General features: G+C 43.8%; 26 protein-coding genes. 25 read left to right on the top strand and 1 reads right to left on the bottom strand.

The genetic code is table 11. The annotated features are described in order from the left end of the window. Positions 1-5 precede the first annotated feature (5 nt). From A7D23_RS03960 to A7D23_RS03845, 25 genes are all read left to right on the top strand, one after another. The gene (locus A7D23_RS03960) at positions 6-311 is read left to right on the top strand and encodes a hypothetical protein (protein WP_068883290.1); all 306 of its coding nucleotides are present in this window, start codon (positions 6-8) and stop codon (positions 309-311) included. Positions 312-443: 132 nt separating this feature from the next. Next, positions 444-1,064: a DUF4355 domain-containing protein gene (locus A7D23_RS03955; protein WP_068883288.1), complete on the top strand. Its 621-nt coding sequence runs from the start codon at positions 444-446 to the stop codon at positions 1,062-1,064. Positions 1,065-1,112: 48 nt separating this feature from the next. Then, complete coding sequence (locus tag A7D23_RS03950; protein ID WP_068883287.1) at positions 1,113-2,249, top strand: P22 phage major capsid protein family protein; 1,137 nt, start codon at positions 1,113-1,115, stop codon at positions 2,247-2,249. A gap of 64 nt (positions 2,250-2,313) precedes the next feature. Next, on the top strand, positions 2,314-2,589 hold the full coding sequence (locus A7D23_RS03945) for a hypothetical protein (protein ID WP_068883285.1): 276 nt from the start codon (positions 2,314-2,316) through the stop codon (positions 2,587-2,589). Between the two features lie 9 nt (positions 2,590-2,598). Beyond that, positions 2,599-2,916 (top strand): phage head-tail connector protein, encoded by a 318-nt coding sequence (locus tag A7D23_RS03940; RefSeq protein WP_068883283.1) that lies wholly within the window; start codon positions 2,599-2,601, stop codon positions 2,914-2,916. Then, positions 2,913-3,263 carry a hypothetical protein gene (locus A7D23_RS03935; protein ID WP_068883281.1) on the top strand — a complete coding sequence of 117 codons (351 nt, stop codon included), beginning with the start codon at positions 2,913-2,915 and terminating at the stop codon, positions 3,261-3,263. Before A7D23_RS03940 ends, A7D23_RS03935 begins: the two co-directional genes overlap by 4 nt. Then, on the top strand, positions 3,241-3,675 hold the full coding sequence (locus A7D23_RS03930) for an HK97 gp10 family phage protein (protein ID WP_068883280.1): 435 nt from the start codon (positions 3,241-3,243) through the stop codon (positions 3,673-3,675). Before A7D23_RS03935 ends, A7D23_RS03930 begins: the two co-directional genes overlap by 23 nt. Continuing rightward, on the top strand, positions 3,672-4,106 hold the full coding sequence (locus A7D23_RS03925; RefSeq protein WP_068883278.1) for a DUF6838 family protein: 435 nt from the start codon (positions 3,672-3,674) through the stop codon (positions 4,104-4,106). The genes A7D23_RS03930 and A7D23_RS03925 overlap by 4 nt, the downstream gene beginning before the upstream one ends. A 5-nt stretch (positions 4,107-4,111) precedes the next feature. Further along, positions 4,112-5,521, top strand: a complete 1,410-nt coding sequence (locus A7D23_RS03920) for a phage tail sheath C-terminal domain-containing protein (protein WP_068883276.1) — start codon at positions 4,112-4,114, stop codon at positions 5,519-5,521. A gap of 16 nt (positions 5,522-5,537) precedes the next feature. Then, positions 5,538-5,984, top strand: coding sequence for a phage tail tube protein (locus tag A7D23_RS03915; protein WP_141690636.1), 447 nt, complete (start codon positions 5,538-5,540; stop codon positions 5,982-5,984). Between the two features lie 37 nt (positions 5,985-6,021). Then, entirely contained in the window at positions 6,022-6,405 is a 384-nt protein-coding gene (locus tag A7D23_RS03910; RefSeq protein ID WP_068883272.1) for a hypothetical protein, read from the top strand. Between the two features lie 245 nt (positions 6,406-6,650). Continuing rightward, entirely contained in the window at positions 6,651-8,228 is a 1,578-nt protein-coding gene (locus tag A7D23_RS03905; protein WP_068883270.1) for a hypothetical protein, read from the top strand. A 16-nt stretch (positions 8,229-8,244) separates the two neighbouring features. Further along, positions 8,245-8,643: a hypothetical protein gene (locus A7D23_RS03900; RefSeq protein ID WP_068883268.1), complete on the top strand. Its 399-nt coding sequence runs from the start codon at positions 8,245-8,247 to the stop codon at positions 8,641-8,643. A gap of 1 nt (position 8,644) precedes the next feature. Beyond that, positions 8,645-9,634, top strand: coding sequence for a hypothetical protein (locus A7D23_RS03895; protein WP_068883266.1), 990 nt, complete (start codon positions 8,645-8,647; stop codon positions 9,632-9,634). 15 nt (positions 9,635-9,649) lie between these two features. Then, complete coding sequence (locus A7D23_RS03890; protein WP_068883264.1) at positions 9,650-9,982, top strand: DUF2577 family protein; 333 nt, start codon at positions 9,650-9,652, stop codon at positions 9,980-9,982. Further along, the gene (locus A7D23_RS03885; protein WP_068883263.1) at positions 9,972-10,418 is read left to right on the top strand and encodes a DUF2634 domain-containing protein; all 447 of its coding nucleotides are present in this window, start codon (positions 9,972-9,974) and stop codon (positions 10,416-10,418) included. The genes A7D23_RS03890 and A7D23_RS03885 overlap by 11 nt, the downstream gene beginning before the upstream one ends. Continuing rightward, positions 10,418-11,461: a baseplate J/gp47 family protein gene (locus A7D23_RS03880; protein WP_068883261.1), complete on the top strand. Its 1,044-nt coding sequence runs from the start codon at positions 10,418-10,420 to the stop codon at positions 11,459-11,461. Before A7D23_RS03885 ends, A7D23_RS03880 begins: the two co-directional genes overlap by 1 nt. Positions 11,462-11,474: 13 nt before the next feature. After that, a complete protein-coding gene (locus A7D23_RS03875) occupies positions 11,475-12,020 on the top strand; it encodes a YmfQ family protein (RefSeq protein ID WP_068883258.1) in 546 nt (181 codons plus the stop codon). Continuing rightward, positions 12,020-13,042, top strand: a complete 1,023-nt coding sequence (locus A7D23_RS03870) for a hypothetical protein (protein WP_068883257.1) — start codon at positions 12,020-12,022, stop codon at positions 13,040-13,042. Before A7D23_RS03875 ends, A7D23_RS03870 begins: the two co-directional genes overlap by 1 nt. A gap of 1 nt (position 13,043) precedes the next feature. Continuing rightward, positions 13,044-13,292, top strand: a complete 249-nt coding sequence (locus A7D23_RS03865) for a hypothetical protein (RefSeq protein ID WP_068883255.1) — start codon at positions 13,044-13,046, stop codon at positions 13,290-13,292. Between the two features lie 12 nt (positions 13,293-13,304). Beyond that, the gene (locus tag A7D23_RS15965) at positions 13,305-13,454 is read left to right on the top strand and encodes a hypothetical protein (protein ID WP_176714388.1); all 150 of its coding nucleotides are present in this window, start codon (positions 13,305-13,307) and stop codon (positions 13,452-13,454) included. A gap of 46 nt (positions 13,455-13,500) precedes the next feature. Beyond that, positions 13,501-13,980 (top strand): DUF2829 domain-containing protein, encoded by a 480-nt coding sequence (locus A7D23_RS03860; protein WP_068883253.1) that lies wholly within the window; start codon positions 13,501-13,503, stop codon positions 13,978-13,980. Positions 13,981-14,083: 103 nt separating this feature from the next. Continuing rightward, complete coding sequence (locus tag A7D23_RS03855) at positions 14,084-14,839, top strand: DNA adenine methylase (protein ID WP_068883251.1); 756 nt, start codon at positions 14,084-14,086, stop codon at positions 14,837-14,839. Between the two features lie 106 nt (positions 14,840-14,945). Then, entirely contained in the window at positions 14,946-15,194 is a 249-nt protein-coding gene (locus A7D23_RS03850) for a helix-turn-helix transcriptional regulator (RefSeq protein WP_068883249.1), read from the top strand. Positions 15,195-15,491: 297 nt separating this feature from the next. After that, the gene (locus tag A7D23_RS03845) at positions 15,492-16,211 is read left to right on the top strand and encodes a PrsW family glutamic-type intramembrane protease (protein WP_019226809.1); all 720 of its coding nucleotides are present in this window, start codon (positions 15,492-15,494) and stop codon (positions 16,209-16,211) included. A gap of 123 nt (positions 16,212-16,334) precedes the next feature. Here the strand turns inward: A7D23_RS03845 and A7D23_RS03840 are convergent, their stop codons facing one another. Next, positions 16,335-16,568, bottom strand: a complete 234-nt coding sequence (locus tag A7D23_RS03840; RefSeq protein WP_019226810.1) for a DUF378 domain-containing protein — start codon at positions 16,566-16,568, stop codon at positions 16,335-16,337. Positions 16,569-16,662: the final 94 nt, after the last annotated feature.

The following is a 16,662-nucleotide window of genomic DNA, read 5'->3' as shown; positions in this document are numbered from 1 at the left end:
GGATCATGGTCGATAGAGACAAAATGAAAGACTTAATACAAGCGTGCCGGGAACTGGATATCAATGATCCTGCCATTTCCGAACACTGGGACTTATTAGTACAGGAATTAGGAACGGAAGACGAAGCCATAGATTTTCTTAAGTCAGCCAGCGATAAGGATTTGTCTGTTCTAAGCCCTGTCTTTGAAGATCTATCCCTAAAGTTTCAGAGTAATACATTTGTTGAGTTTCTCAAGGACCTTGAAAAGAATCATCCTGCAGCGGATATGAAGCTTGATGTCGAGTTTGCTGAAAAAGCCCTAGCTGATTAAATAATGCTAAAACTGTTGTAGATCCATGAAAGCCCTTTAAGGGCTTTTAATAATGCCTTTTTTAAGTTCAAAAGACTAACGCTTGATGCGATGGTCTTTTTATATTTCCCAAAAACGAAAGGAGTAATTGTCATGAGTGAAGTTACAAACACCCAAGTACCAGGAACAGCTGCACCAGCAGCAGGAGCTGCTCAACCCCCTGCAGCGCCGGCAGCAGTTGCGGCTTCGGGTACCGGCCAGCAGACAGATAAAACCTATACCGCTGAGGAGCTGGCACAACAGGTTCAGGAACAAGTTCAAAAATCCCTTGCTGCAGAAAAAGAGAAATGGGAAAAGGATTCTGAATCCAAAGTTACCGCAGCGGTTGCTGCAGCCCAGGAAGAAGCAGTTAAAATGGCAAAAATGACCGACGATGAAAAAGCAAAAGCGGCATTAGCCAAACAGCAAGCGGATATTGACGCTAAAGCCCAGGCCCTGACCCAAAAAGAAATCCGTATGGATGCAGCTGCTGTACTTACAGAGAAAAAGCTTCCTGCAGAGGCCCTTGACTTTGTAGTCGGAAACGACGCTAAGACCACCACGGAGAACATTGACAAATTTGCCAAGGTCTTTAATGACGCGGTCCAAAAGTCCGTGGAAGACCGTTTGAAAGGCACGACACCCAGCGGTGGCGGTGGATCCGGATCCGCAGCAGACACATCAAAAATGACAGACGCTGAGTACTACAAATGGGTAGAATCTCAGAAGAAGTAATGACAACTGCCTACTAAACATGAAAATTAGAAAGTGAGGAAAAACATCATGCCAAATACCTTAGTTACCATGCAGAACATTGCCCGTGAGGGGCTGCCGATCCTGACAAATAACCTGGTCTTCCCGAATTTGGTTTACCCGGATTATTCCGCAGATTTTGTCGGCAAAGGAGATACTATTCAGATTGAAAAGCCGCCGATCTATGAAGCAGATGATTTTGATGAAGTTGCAGGAATTCAGATTCAGGCGACGTCTTTTGGCAAAGTGCCGGTTACTATGGATAAAGTTGCTGACGTCTCCGTAGAGATTTCATCTAAAGACCTGGCTTTGAGCCAGCCGGAATTCAACCGCAAAGTTACAGAGCCGGCCATGGTCGCCCTGGCTGAAAAAATCAATAAGGACGGTCTGGATGTGTATAAGGATATTCCTTACTACAGTGGAACCGCTGGCACCACACCGAGTGCGGTGACGGACTTCACGGAGTCCAGAAGGAACCTAACCTTGCGCAAAGCTCCGGATCTTCTCCGCCGAGCCGTATGGGATCCATACGCTGAAGCTAAGTTTTTAGAGTTGGAAGCCTTCGTGAACGCCAATAAATCCGGTACCACTGAAACCCTGCGCAATGGAGCAATTGGCCGGGCCTTTGGTTTCGATAACTACAGTTCACAGGCGGTCCGGACTCATACTGCAGGCGGTTTTACGGCCCTGGCAGACGTTTCTGTAACTGCCGGAGCTGCCGGAGCGACGAGCATCGCCCTGACCAGCACCGCCGGAGCCAGCACAGCCAAGCTCCTCAAAGGGGATCTCTTTAAGGTAGACGGTCGTACCTATGTCGTTACAGAGGATACGGCCAATGCAGTAGCCGGAGCGATTGCTGCTGTGAAGATCTATCCTGCGCTTCATAAAGCCTTTGGAGACATGGGTTCAGCTGCGGTTACCTTCCCGGATGTCGCGGCCAGGGGACATGCAGCCAACCTGCTTTTCCATCAGAAAGCCTTTGCTTTCGTTACTAGGGCGCTGCCTATTCCGGAAGGTATGCAGGCTTATGTTACCAGTTATAACGGAATTACCCTGCGGGTAGTCCAAGGATATGACATAAAGTCCAAGAAGTTCCTGATGTCCTTTGACGTACTGTACGCCTATAAAACGATTTACCCGGAATTGGCTGAAGTCCGTCTGGGATAATCTTTGTTTAAGTATTTTGGGGCCGGGGGTCTCCCCTGCCCCTCTATCAAGGAGGAAAGAACGTATGAAATGCCCGTTTTGTAAACAAGACTTCAGCGATACTGTAGCAGAAATTCATATTCCCTGGTGCAAGGAGCAGAAAGCCGCCAGTAAGAAAGCAGCAAGTACCGGGGAAAAGGATCCGGAGGGCGGACAAAAAAACAAAAAGAACTCCGGTAAAAATGTAAACACAACCGGTTCTGGCGAAAATGACAGTACTAAAGCACCGGTGGATCAGGAAAGCGGTACCCAGAATAACGAAGAAAATTCCACCCCTACGGGAGATCCGGAAACTAAGTAGGTGTAAACAATGGCAATACTGGAAAGACTCAAAGGCCGTTTGGGTATGACGGATGAAACACAGGATTCTTTGCTGAATGACTATATTTCAAGCTATACGGATGCGGTTTTAAATTACTGCAATCGGGATGATCTGCCGACACGTTTGGAGTATGTTGTCCTGGACTTAAGTGAACGCCGGTTTGGCCGCCGGGGCCGGGAAGATATTCAGTCGCTTTCCCGCGGGGATTACAAAGTATCTTATGCAATCAGCCCCCAGGAAACGCAGGATGAGCTGCAGCCTTATGAAAAGTCGTTAAACAGGTTCAGGAAGGTGAAGCTTTTATGATCGATCCGATTGAACTAACCTATACCGATCGCTGCAGCATCTGGCGGGAAGTCGAAGATACTGACGAATATGATGAAACTTTTTTCAAAGAAACGATCATCGCTGAAAATATCCGATGTGCCCTTTCTAAAAAGAATCTCGCAAATATTTCTGCAAAAGACAACGCCGGCAGCCTGGAATACGACATGGTTCTTTTCTGTAGTCCTGCTGTTGATATCCAGCCCAGTGACGTAATTAAGGTAACCCGCTTTGGACGGGAACAGAGCTTCAAAGCGGGTCAATCTTCACTTTATGACTCTCACCAGGAAGTAGGATTGATTGTCCATGACGACAAGCTACGAGTTTAGGGGTTTGGATGAATGGGAAGATGATCTGGATAGACTGGCGCGAGAACTACCGCAGGAACTGGAAAGGTTTCTGCTTCGTTTGGCTTATGACCTGCAAAATTATGTGAAACAAAAAACCCCGGTAGAAACCGGCTATTTGAGAAACTCATGGCAGATCGGTGAAGTCACCCGCCAAGGAAAAGCCCTGCAGATCACCGTCTATACCAATGTGGAATACGCCTTGTATGTGGAAAACGGTCACAGGCAGACTAAACGCAAGGTTCCTATTACAGCAAGAGATGGCACGGTCACCATGGTAACGCTGAAAGAAAGATTTATCGAAGGCAAGCATATGATGCAGCTTTCCATTGATGAGCTGGAAGCAGTCCTTCCGGCCAGGATGCAGAGGCTACTGGAGGATGTGATGGCATGATCAGTTTCAAAGTGATGCAAAGAGCGATCACTGCACAATTAAAAAATGCGGTACCGGGAGTAAAGGTCTATACAAACGATATTAAAAAGATTAACCAGGAGGCTCTTTTTATTACGTTCCTTCCGGTCAGACAGCTGCCTATAGATGATCTTTACGCCACTAAAGTCTTTCGGACAATTATTCAATACTTCCCAAATTTACAGGATAAAATGCAGGACAGAATGTATGAGGTTATGGATATCCTCAACCGGGAGTTTAGAACGCTTAAGGTTGAGGACCGGGTGATCACGGTTCAGGAAGAAACGGAAAGCACCATCGTCGACAATGTCCTGCATTTCAATGTTTCTTTTGAGTTTGTTGATCTTATCGGATCCGAAGAGATGAATGATCCGATGGAAACCTTGGATTTTAATTATGAGTTAGGAGGGTGATTACTTTGCCTATAGGATTGCCTCAAATTGACATTGAATTTAAGAGCCGGGCCGATACAGCGGTTCAACGAAGTGCCAGGGGTATTGTGGCATTAATCCTGAAGGACAATACTAATACCGGCTTTGACACGAAAGAATACAGCAAATTTGCCGATGTTAATGCGGCTGACTGGACGGCATCAAACCTGAAATATATTGAAATGGTGTTTCAGGGAAGTGCTTCCAAAGTCATTTGCGAACGGTTAGCCACCAACGCTGTGGATGACAGTGACGCCCTGGAAAGGCTGGCAATTAAGAAATGGAACTATGTAGCCATTCCGGGAGCCACGGCTGCCGGGGAAGCTGTAGCCGCGACAGCAGTTATAGGATCCGGGGATAATGGAGCTGTGACAGTAACTGTGGCCGCTGCGGGCCGAGCCGGGAACGCCTACACCATACAATCAGTGGCAGCCGGGAATCCTTCTGCGAATATGGCGGTTGCTTTAAACGGCAGTCAGCTGGTCGTTACATTGGGAACTGACGTCGCAGGTGCTTTGGATCCGGCAAAAAACACAGCTACTTTAGTGGCCGCTGCCATCGATGCGCTGGCTCAGTTTACGGCGGTTGCTTCCGGTACTGGTGCCACGGCACTAAACGCACAGGAAGCTAAATTCGCCGGCGGTGCGGACGCTGGGGATGTTATCAGACATTTTGCCTTGTCCGACTGGATTAAGGACCAGCGAAGCAACAAGAAAAAGACTTTTAAAGTGGTAGTCTATAATGTCCCGGCGGATCATGAGGGGGTTATTAACTTCGCGACTCTCCAGGTGACAATTGATGCTGCCACTTATACCGGAATCCAATACACTGCCAGAATTGCCGGTGTGCTGGCCGGCCTGCCGCTGGATAACAGTGCAACCTATTACACTTTGGATGAAGTGGACAACTTTCAGGAAAGCCTGGATCCGGACGGTGATATCAATGCCGGTAAGCTCATTCTGGTCAAAGATAACGGCGTGAGAATTGCACGTGAGGTCAATTCCAAAGTGACGTTTACCACAGCCAAAGGCGAAGATTGGCGGAGTATCAAAAACATTGAGGGTATGGACATGATTACCGAGGACATCCGGGATACCTTCAAGCTGACCTACACCGGCAAAGTCCCAAATACTTATGCTAACAAAATGATCTTTGTCTCTTTTATCAACTCCTACTTTTTGGGGTTGGCCGGTTCTGTTCTGGATGATGAATATGACAACCTAGCAGATATCGATACCGAGGCCCAAAGGGTTTGGCTTATTGCCAGAGGCGTTGATGTCACGAATTTAAGCGACATGCAGGTCCGGAAATACAACACCGGGACCAAGGTATTCTTGTCGGCCAATATTCAGCTTTTAAGCGCCATGGAAGATTTGGCCTTTGTTATTGAGATTTAAGCGGAGGTGAATGATAATGCCAACAATAGACGGCAGACGGGTTTTATCCGGGACGTATGGCCGGGTCTGGTACAATGGCGAGCTGTGGATGGAAGCCCAGCAATTTGAAGCTAAGGTTACCGCTGAACGCGATGAGGTTCAAATTGGTCTTAGTATGGATTCTAAGATCAAGGGGCTGCGCGGAGAAGGAACGCTCCGGCTCCTGAAGGTTTATACCAGAACCAATAAAACTGTACTCGAAGACTGGAAAGCCGGTAAGGATCCCAGAGGCACATTGATTGGAGCTATTGCTGATCCGGATGCGGTCGGCGGCCAGGATGAGCGCATTCAAATCGACAATGTCTGGTTTAATGAGCTTACCCTCCTGTCTTTTGAAAAAGGATCAGGCAAAACTGAGCAGGAAATCCCGTTTGGTTTTACGCCTACTGAAACCAGGTATTTAGATACCATTGAAATGATGTAATCCGCAAAAGTACTTTTATGTTGAGAGGAGTATCGATATGAAAAACAAACCTGCAAAAGTCACGGTTTCGGACCTGATAAAAAACGCTGATTCCATCCGGCAAGAGAAAAAGCAATGTAAGACTAAAGATCTCTATGTTAAAGGTTTAGATGGGGTTGTGACGATTTCCCAGCCTACGGATGAAATAATTGAAGATGCTCTAGAGCTTCCGGGCAAGGAAGGCGATCGTTACCTCTTATACAACTGCATTGTTGAGCCGAATTTGAAGGATAAAGAGCTTCAGGCGGCTTTTCAGTGTAAGGATCCGCTGGAGATTATCCAGGCTTTGTTTACACAAAGTGAGATTCGTGCCCTTTCTTTGGCAGCACTCGATCTGGCCGGCTATGGTGATGGAAGGGTCGAAGAAATAAAAAACTCATAAAAGGTGATGAAGAGCTGTACCTTCTCCATCACCTATTCAAAAGATCAAGTGATCCTCTGGAATTAAAGACACTTCCCCAGAGGATCCGGCAGTTAAACTATCGGGAAAAGCTTTTTTTGCTGGCCCACTTAGAACTAGCCAACGAAGAAAAGAAACACGAAATAGAATATATGGGCATTCAGCAATTGAAAGCAATCAAAGGACTATTCGGAAGATAGTCCTTGTTTCATAAAGGGGGTGAGACTGTGGCTAGAAGAATGGAAGGAGTTATTTCTATAAGAGATAACGCTTCATCCGTGCTGGATAGAATGCGGCAAAGACAAAGGCAGTTCAGACAAGATGTCCAAAGAACCGGAAGTGTTTTACAAAGTGTCTTTGGTGAAAATATCCAAAGCAGACCGGTATTAAGGGCTCTTGATACCGTGGAAAGAAGCGTCCGGCGGGTAGGAAGTGCTGCAAGAAGTGTCGGCAGAATCGTTGCAAGACCGGTTATTACAGTTAGAGATCAGGCTACAAGCGGTATTAAAAAAATTGCTGGCTCTTTGAATAGCTTAAAAGGATTAGCAGTCGCGGTCGGGATCGGAGCCGCCATCACCGGGGCTTTGTCCAGTGGGGCCATGTTGGAGCAGCAGCAGGTATCGATGCAGCATTTTATCGGTGTAAATAACGCCGGTATGAGCCAATCTGCTGTAAAACAAACCTCTGATCAGTATCTGAAAGACCTGCGACAAAATGCCAACGTCACCCCCTTTGGCACCAGTGAGGTGGTGTCTGCCGGTACCAGAGCAATTAATGTCGCCGGTGGCGATACTAAAAATGCTATGGAAATGGTCAAATTGGCTGAGGATATGGCAGCGTTGAACCCTGAAAAGACCTTATCTGATGCCATGGAAGCTTTAGCTGATCTCAAAGTCGGCGAGACTGAGAGAATGAAAGAGTTCGGCTTTAAGATCAGCCAGGACGACATTAAAAACGCCGGTGGGATTGATAGTGTCATCCAAAAACAATTGCAGCCTTTCTTCAAAGGCGGTGCTGAAAAACTCTCCACTACCGGAGCTGGGCTTTTTTCTAATATCACCGGTCAAGCAGGAAGTCTTGTTCAGGATATGGGATTATCAGCACTCGAAGCACTTAAACCTGTCATGCAAAGTATAATTTCCGTAATGGATCAGTACGGCCCGGCTATGTCTAACATGGCGACATCTGTCGGCACAGGAATTACTACGGTTATTCAGGCTGTAGGCAGGCTCAAGGATTGGATTAGTGAAAAGTTTGGATTTATCCTGAATGATACCAGTGCCCTGAAAGAAGTCGGCGGATCAGCGATATCCGGTTTTAAACAAGTTTTCAGTACAGCAATGAGTGTTCTGGGACCTGTCGCAAATTATGCCATAAATATGGTTAGGTTGTTGTATGAAGTATTTATGTGGGCTTTTCCAGGGATTAAGGCTGTCGTTAGTACGGTGTGGGATATCGTTGGCCCAATCCTGAGCGCTTTAGGTTCTGGAATAGGTTTTGTTGCGGAAAAGGTCGGTAGTCTGGCTGATTGGGTAGCCAGTAAACGTAGTGGTGGTAAAGCTCCTGCAAAAAACGCTTTGGGAACATCCTACTTTTCCGGTGGTGCAACCTGGGTAGCTGAGCATGGGCCGGAGTTAATTTCATTGCCCAGCGGGAGTAAAATCAGTACGGCCCAGCAAACAAAAGCAATGGCTGGGGGAAAAAATCCAACGGTCATTGTTAATATCAACGGCTCTAATTTGACTCCGGAGCAGGTCATCGGCGTTTTGGTACCGCAGCTGAAGATTGCCCTGGCGAATATGTAGGTCGGGAGGAATAAATGTGAGGAAAGTCTATATCAGTACGTACAACCGCAGTCAGGTGATTCTTCTTCCGGTTCCTCCTGAAGTCTCTCAATCCAATTCAAGCAATAATGAGGTGTTTAAAGCCGGTGATGGTGAGCTTAACTTTCCAGGTATAAAAGGACTGAAGCAGATCACACTAAAAGGCTTCTTCCCGGCTTATCAATACCCCTTCGTTCAGTCTTCGGCTTATACGCCGAATGGACTTGTGGAAGTACTGGAAGGGTTTCAGTCCAAGCAAGAACCAATCCGGCTGGTCATTCCTGAAGATAATCTGAATATACCGGTCCTTATTGACAGCTTTGAATATGAAAAAGAGACAAATAAAGATATCGCATACACGCTAAAGGTTTCTGAATTCAGAATTCCGGGGGTGTAAGATGGCGATTAAGCTCTATGGATTGGAAAATGGAAAATTCAAGCCGGTTTATGCCGGTAACATCACCTGGCAAAGCGCAGCGGATACGCTCGCTCAGCAATTGGATTTTACAGCGCCGGTTGGTACCGCTCTTTCTAAGTACTTTTCCCAGCCGGCGCTTGGGGTTGGTTCGATTGTCAGCCTGCAAGGAAAAGCTGAAATTTTGAGAGGTATCGTGATCAAGGAAAGCCGGACTGGAGAACTGGCAAGATCCTTTACATGTTTGGATTTTGGGTTTTATATGGGGCAAAGTCAAGGGATCTACCAGTTCAATAAAATGGCTGTCAAATACGCCATTGGTAAGATTCTAGAGGACTTTAAGATCAAGCACAACATCTCTAATGATCTGTATAAGGTATTTGTTACGAAGATTTATAAAGACGTTGTGATCAGTGATATTCTTAAAGACCTCCTGGACTTAGCCTTCAAAGAAACCGGTAAGAAGTACATCATGGAAATGCGGGGAGATACCTTCTTTGTTGTTTTGGACGATGCCAGCCTTAAAATTGCACCAAAGATTCAGCTGGCTGTTGGTACCCCTGAAGTAGTTGTTTCAAATACGATCAGCAGCCCGACAAGGGAATTAAGTATTGAAAACATGAAGAATATTGTGGTGATTACTTCCGGTGATGAGGATAAACCTGGGATTCTGGCTGAGGTTCAGAATGATGCGTTAATCCGTAAGTTTGGCCGCTTGCAAGAAGTTCAGAGTGTTTCGGATAAAGATAAAGCACAGGCAAAAAATATGGCTCAAAACTTGCTGGCTGAGTTGGGAAAGGTTGTTGAAACCAGCTCCTTTGAGGTCGTTGGGCATGAGGATCTGCGAGCATACCGAAGGCTTGATGTTAACGAACCAATTACCGGGCTTACAGGAACCTTCAGAATAATTTCAGCTAATCACAGTTATTCTGAAGGGATCCATAAGACGGCCCTCCAACTTGAATTAAGTTAAAAGGCTGGTGATCATATGGCTGATGATATAAATGAACTGGCAAGGATTTTCAAAGGATTGCAGAACAGGCCCTATTCGGGACCTGCGATCGGCATCGTTTTATCTCCCCCGCCCGATCTGAAAGTCCGGCTGGGAGATAAAATCATTCTTACAATGGAACATTTGGTAGTTCCGGCACGTCTTTGGCCGGATAATGTTCAAACGGTGGATCTGGTAAGTATCATCTCCGACGGTACCCTGACATTTAAGAATACTTTGGTTTCAGGGGATGTGGTAATCCTTCTCCCTAGTGCAACTGAACAAAAGTATTTCTTAATCGATAAGGCGGTGACGGACATTGCTACCTGAAGATGCTGGTAATTCAGTGACTGTTATTAGTGAGGATACGCAAGAATTATTGCAAAAAGAAAGCTTCCAGTTCGATTTCGTATCCGGAGATTTTAACCTTATCGATGGCAAATTGGTATCTGTCTCCGGCCTGGATGCCCTCAAGGTTTGGATACAAAAGATCATTAAGACGGAGAAATTCAATTTTAAGATCTATTCCCAAGACGGCCAGGATGAATACGGCGTTAGCATCCGTGATCTAATTACCGGAAAGTCGCTTGATAGGGATTTTCTGAATGCTGAGTTAAAACGCGAACTGGATCAGGCTCTGTGCAGAAATGCACTGATTGAATCCACTTCAAACTATCGGTTGGAGCAGGTCGGGCGGCAATTAAAGGTCACCTTTCAGGTTAACCTGGTAGATAACCCTTCTTTTGAACAGGTGGTGAATTTGTAATGGCTGATGATAAAGACACAATACAAGCGCGCATGCTTTCAGACATCCCGGACCAGTACGATAAGACCGAAGGATCCTTCTACTGGGATAACACCCGATCAGTAGCAATTGAGCTTGAAAGTAAGTACAGCGAACAAGAAAGTATCCTGGATCAAGGATTTGCCGAGACCGCTGCAGGTGTCTATCTGGAAAGAAAGGTTGCAGAACAAGGGTTATCCAGGAAGCTGGCAACTTACGCCAGTGGAATTGTTAAAATTACTGGGAATATTGGGACAACAGTAAATGCCGATATAAAGGTCGCCTCAGATGCTTTAACTTTCACTGTGAAGGAAACGAAAGTAATTCCGGCTGCTGGATATGTGGAAGTGCTGGCCCAGTGTGATACAGCCGGCAGCTCAGGTAATGTCCCAACGGGGGCAATAAAGTCTTTCCCGGTAACCATCGCTGGGTTGACTTCAGTCATAAATGAGCAGCCGTTTACCGGCGGTTATGATAATGAAACGGACGAAGCTCTTCGGAAAAGATATTTTACAAAAGTCCAAAAGCCCGCGACATCAGGGAATGTTTATCAGTATGAGCAATGGGCGGAAGAAGTTTCCGGAGTTGGTGGAGCTAAGGTATTTCCTTTGCATGCCGGGCCTGGGACAGTAAAGGTTGTAATAATGGACGCTAATAAAAAGGCTGCCCCCCCTGCTCTAATAACCAGCACGGCTGGATATATAGAATCGGTGAGGCCGATCGGAGCCATGGTCACTGTCGCCAGTGCTACAGAAGTGGCGATTAATATATCCGTCACATTGGTTTTAGCCGAGGGTTTTACCTTAGAACTGGTGACATCGGCGCTGGAGATAATGATTGAAGAATACCTTCAAAGTGTCGCTTTTGTTGGAACTACAGTCAGTTACGCGATTATCGGGAGTAAGATCCTCGAGACTAACGGGATAGAAGATTATTCAAATTTGCTGGTTAATGGCGGGACACTGAGTATTATCCTTGGAGATGAAAATATTCCGGTTCTGGGCACTGTAACAGCTACACTATAGGTAGGGTGAGTATATGGGAAAAGTAATCGATAATATGCCCAGTTATTATGCTAGTTCGGTGGTAATGACTAACTTAACCGACGCTGAAGATAACGAATTGGCGAGGTTTGACCAGGAGATTCAAACGACGTTGGATCAGTTTTTTGTCAACACTGCGGAATACACGCTGGATCGCTGGGAAAAGGAATTCGGGATCAGGACGAATCCTTCTAAGCCTTTAGCCGAACGGAGGGCTGTTATAAAATCCAAGATGCGCGGATCTGGAACGGTCACAGTTTCACTTATTGAGAATGTAGCTGAAAGCTATGATGGTGGAGATGTAGCAGTTACGGAGCAGCCTGAACTTTATCAGTTTACGGTTACCTTTGTTGACACCAGGGGGATTCCTCCTAATTTGGATGATCTTAAAGAAGCCATTGAGCAGATCAAACCGGCGCATTTAGCTGTGATCTATTCGTTTTCTTATCTTGTCTGGAATGAGCTGGATGCCAAAGCTTGGACATGGGATAATCTTGATGCTCAGAATCTTACATGGGATGAATTGGAGGTGATGCAATAATGCCGGAAAATAGTGCTAGATTAAATATTCCCCTGCCGCTGGGGAATGAAACTGTATCAAGGCAAGCAATCCGGACGATGTTTCAGGCTGTGGATGATAATGCGGAAACACCCGCTGGTGCCCAAACTAAAGCCGAAGCCGCAGCTGATGTTGTTGGTGATGCTCTCGCGTTGCATATGGCGGATTATGCACATCAATTCGCTGTAGACATAGGCGTGACAAATGCTTATGTTGTAACCCGAAATCCTGTCCCCGCTGCACTTGTAGCAGGGCAAATGCTTCAGTTTATTGCTACACACGCGAACACTGGGGCATCAACTCTTAATGACAGCGCATTAGGAGTTAAAACAATCAAGAAGAATGTTACCTCTGACTTAGTGGCTGGCGATATCAAGCTGAATCAAATCGTTACAGTGATGTACGATGGAACGTATTATCAGTTAATACCGATGAATGCCGTTGATCCAGCCCTACTAACTACTCAAGGGGATATCCCATACGCTTCGGGGGTAAGCACATGGACGAGGTTAGCAAAAGGATCGGCTAATCAAATTCTGAAAATGAATGCTAGTGGAACTGTTCCTGAGTGGGGCAATGCTGGCGGTGAGGCTGTAAGTGTAACAAAAAGCACTTCCCAGTCAATTCCGAGTCTTACGCAGGCGATATTAACTTTTGATACAGAACTTTTTGACACAAGCAATATGCACGATAATTCAACAAATAATAGTAGGTTAGTTGCCCCAGTAACTGGAAAATATTTAGTTATTTGTCAACTATATTGGGTAATATTTGGGACAGATAAATATTCAAATATTACACTATTTAAGAACGGAGCCTATACTAAATATACGACCCAAATTCGAAGCTATGAAACTACTGGCAATGGTTTGGCACATAATTTAGTCGCTCTTTTATCTTTAAATGCAAACGACTATTTAGAAATGAGTGTATCTCAGGGTACAGGAAGCGCACAAAATGCAAATGCAGACTATACTATGTTTTCCATGATAAGGGTGGGATAATATGAAACTCGAATTTACAGGTGTAAATACCAATAAACTGCATGATGAACTAATTGCAGGTGGGGTTATACCGCAATTAGTTGAAAGTAAAGACGAAAAGACTTGGGTAACGGTCGAAGAATCTCAAGTGGATGCTGTAAACGCTATTGTATCAGTTCATGACCCTACTCCTTTACCAGCAAAGCCTACAGAAACAGATTACCTACTAGATTTAGACTACCGTTTATCAAAAATTGAATTAGGAATATAGGGGGAATACGTAATGACATATACTTATTGTAAGAAAGTAATTGAAAACAGGAGTTATGGAACTAAAGAAGATATGCAAATGAAACTTGATGTATTTCTGCTTAATAATCGGATAAATCAAGAACAGTATAATGAGTTAACGGCTTTGATTGCTGTTCAATAGACTCATTTTGTGTGATAAGACATCTCAGAATGGAGGTTAATAAACAATGAAGGAATATATTGGTGTAAAGTTAATAAAAGCTGAACCTATGAATTTGATTGATGCCGAAGAAAAGCTACAGAAGAAAATCAAACCTGGTAATGAACCAGGTTATCTAGTAGTTTACCAAGATGGTTATATGAGTTGGTCTCCAAAAGAACAATTTAAAGAAGCTTACAGAGAGACTGATGGAATGACCTTTGGCTTCGCAATTGAGGCGGCAAAACAAGGATTTAAGATTGCTCGCGCGGGATGGAATGGCAAGGGAATGTTTGTAGTTTTAATGGATGCTTTAAAACTGCCGGCACATTCAAGCCAGGAACCTGGTGCAAAGGTAAATGATCGAACGGCAAAATATATCGGGGAAGATACTCCATTGGAAAGCCAACCTTACTTTGCAATGTGGACGGCACAAGGGAAATGGCAGCCAGGGTGGTTAGCTTCACAAGCAGATATGTTGGCTGAAGATTGGAGGATAGTAAGTTAGAATAGAATGAAATATTTGATTTCAAAGAGTAAACATTATGGAGCTGCTCCTAAAAAGCAGCTCCATAGTTATAATTATGTAATTTACAGAAAGGATGAAAAAGATGAATAGCTTCATAGCAAGAATTGGTGGTAAGAGATTATTAAGAAAAGCTATTGTTGCCAGATTTCCTGAAGATTTTGAAAGGTATATTGAGGTTTTCGGCGGCGCGGGTTGGGTTCTTTTTTACAAGGAAAAACACGCTGATTTAGAGGTTTATAATGATGCTGATGGAGATCTTGTTAATCTATTTAGATGTGTCAAATATCATTGTGATGAATTTCTAAAGGAACTTTCTTATTGCTTGAATTCAAGAGAACTTTTCGAGGATTTTGTTAGTCAAAAAGAAATTAGAGGTCTTACGGACATTCAAAGAGCTGCGCGATATTTTTTGTTAATTAAGACATCATATGGAGCTGATGGCCGGACTTTTGGTTGTGCAAAAAGAAATATAGCTTCTACAATGAATTATTTAACTCAAATCAAAGAACGTCTAGATAAAGTAGTGATAGAACATAAAGACTTTGAAAATCTTATCAATGTTTATGACCGGCCTGAAGCATTGTTTTATGCTGACCCACCTTATTATGGATCAGAAAAGTATTATAAAGAGACTTTTACAGATATTGATCATGAACGATTAAGAGATTGTTTAAGTAATATTAACGGGCGCTGTATTATTTCTTACAATGATCATGAATATATTAGACAATTATATAAAGATTTTAAAATTGAAGAAATAGATCGCCAAAACAACCTCGTAAATAAGTACCATAATGTAAATAAAAAATATAGAGAACTCTTGATAATGAATTACTAGAATATTTTTTTTGAGCAATAAATAACGTAATAGGTTATAATCTAACAATATAAACAATATTATTGATAATGGTGTTAGGATATCCCTAAAAAAGGGGTATCGAACCATGATAAAAATACATTTATCAAAGCTTCTTGGAGAAAGAAGGCTTACCCAAGCTGATCTAGCTCGGAAAACAGGAATAAGACCTTCGACTATAAATGAGATTTACCATGAAGTGGTAGAACGAGTTAACCTTGAACATATGGATTTAATTTGTGAAGCATTAAATTGTTCTTTAGTTGATTTGATCGAATATATTCCTAATAAAGTTCCTAAAATAGGTAATAATCCAGATAAGAAAAATGAAAATTAGAGTACCTTTAAAAATAGGTACTTTTAGATATTTAATACATATAAGAGCATAAAAGTACCCAAGGACAGATCGGTACCCTTGGGCTCTACATATAAAAACCTCGAAGAAATTAACTTATTGAATAAACTACTTTTGCAAAAAAAGTTAGGAATTTTTGCAAAAATTTTTGCGAAGCTACAATTTATAAGGAATGTTTGATGCTCCGGCTGCAAATAATAAAGCTTAACATAATTCAAGCTGCTTGCTGTTGAAGATGTACTTCACAGGAGATAAACTTACAGAAAAGGATGTGATCTTTTGCTATTCGATCTGCGAATATTGGTAATTGCACTTACTCCTGTAATTGCCCTGGGCCTGGCAGTCTATTATACCGACCGTTTCGATAAAGAGCCTTTGCATCTTCTTATAAAAGTGTTTATCCTGGGTGCGCTGGCAGTCATCCCGATCGTGCTGTTTGAAAAATTCCTGACGTCCCTGAACATCTTTGCCGGGGTAGCGGCAGCTTTTTTCAATGCCTTCGTCGTTGCCGGACTGACCGAAGAATTTTTCAAAAGGGCAGTTGTCCTGCGGACAGTCTATCGGAATCCGGCATTTAATGAAAAGCTGGACGGGATTGTCTATGCCGTATTTGCCGCGTTGGGTTTCGCAACAGTCGAGAACATCATGTATGTCCTTGTAAACTTTTCAGCCAACCCGTATGTAGGCCTTTCCAGAGGAATATTCTCAGTGCCGACCCACGTGCTACTTGGTGTGACGATGGGATACTACCTTTCCCTGGCAAAGTTCTCCAATCATCCTCATCTTGAAAGAGCTTACCTCAGAAAATCCTTATATGTTCCTATCCTGCTTCACGGTTTTTTTGACTTTATTCTGATGTCGGAAATTCCAATTCTGCTTACGCTGTTTTTACCGTATATCATTTACCTGTGGACGGTTAATCTTAGGAAACTTAACAGGTATTACAAAGAATCAAGGGAAAAATACCAAAAAATCCCCGCCCGGCAACCTGCTGAATAAAAGACTGTACACCTATGTCCTGTCGCCATTGTAAACGCAGGCTAAAGCTCTACAAGAAAAAGGAACCGAGATATACTCGGTTCCTTTTTCTTGTTGGACTTATTGAGTAATTTTGCCGACTCGTTAAGGATTATGCTGGATCCGTCCTTCTCTCTCATATTCGCGATTCGGTACGAATAAGAGCGTGATGCAGTACAGGCCGCTGAGTCCGACCAGTGCATAGACGATTCTTGGAGGGAGCGGACTGATCCCTCCGAGGAGGGCATTGACAAGATCAAATTGAAAAAAACCAATCGTTCCCCAGTTTATGGCCCCGATGATAATAATTGCAAGGGCAATCTTCTGCCAAATATTCATGGGCAACCTCCTTAAAAGTTAATCATTAATAGGATGTCAATAAAATGTAAAATTTATACATCAAAACGTTAATTTACGACTCATAAACAATCAT

It is taken from the genome of Dehalobacter sp. TeCB1 (assembly GCF_001707455.1).
In the GTDB taxonomy this organism is placed as follows: Bacteria; Bacillota; Desulfitobacteriia; order Desulfitobacteriales; family Syntrophobotulaceae; genus Dehalobacter; species Dehalobacter restrictus.
The sequence above is the reverse complement of the archived record's forward strand: the minus strand, read 5'-3'. Positions and strand labels throughout refer to the sequence as shown.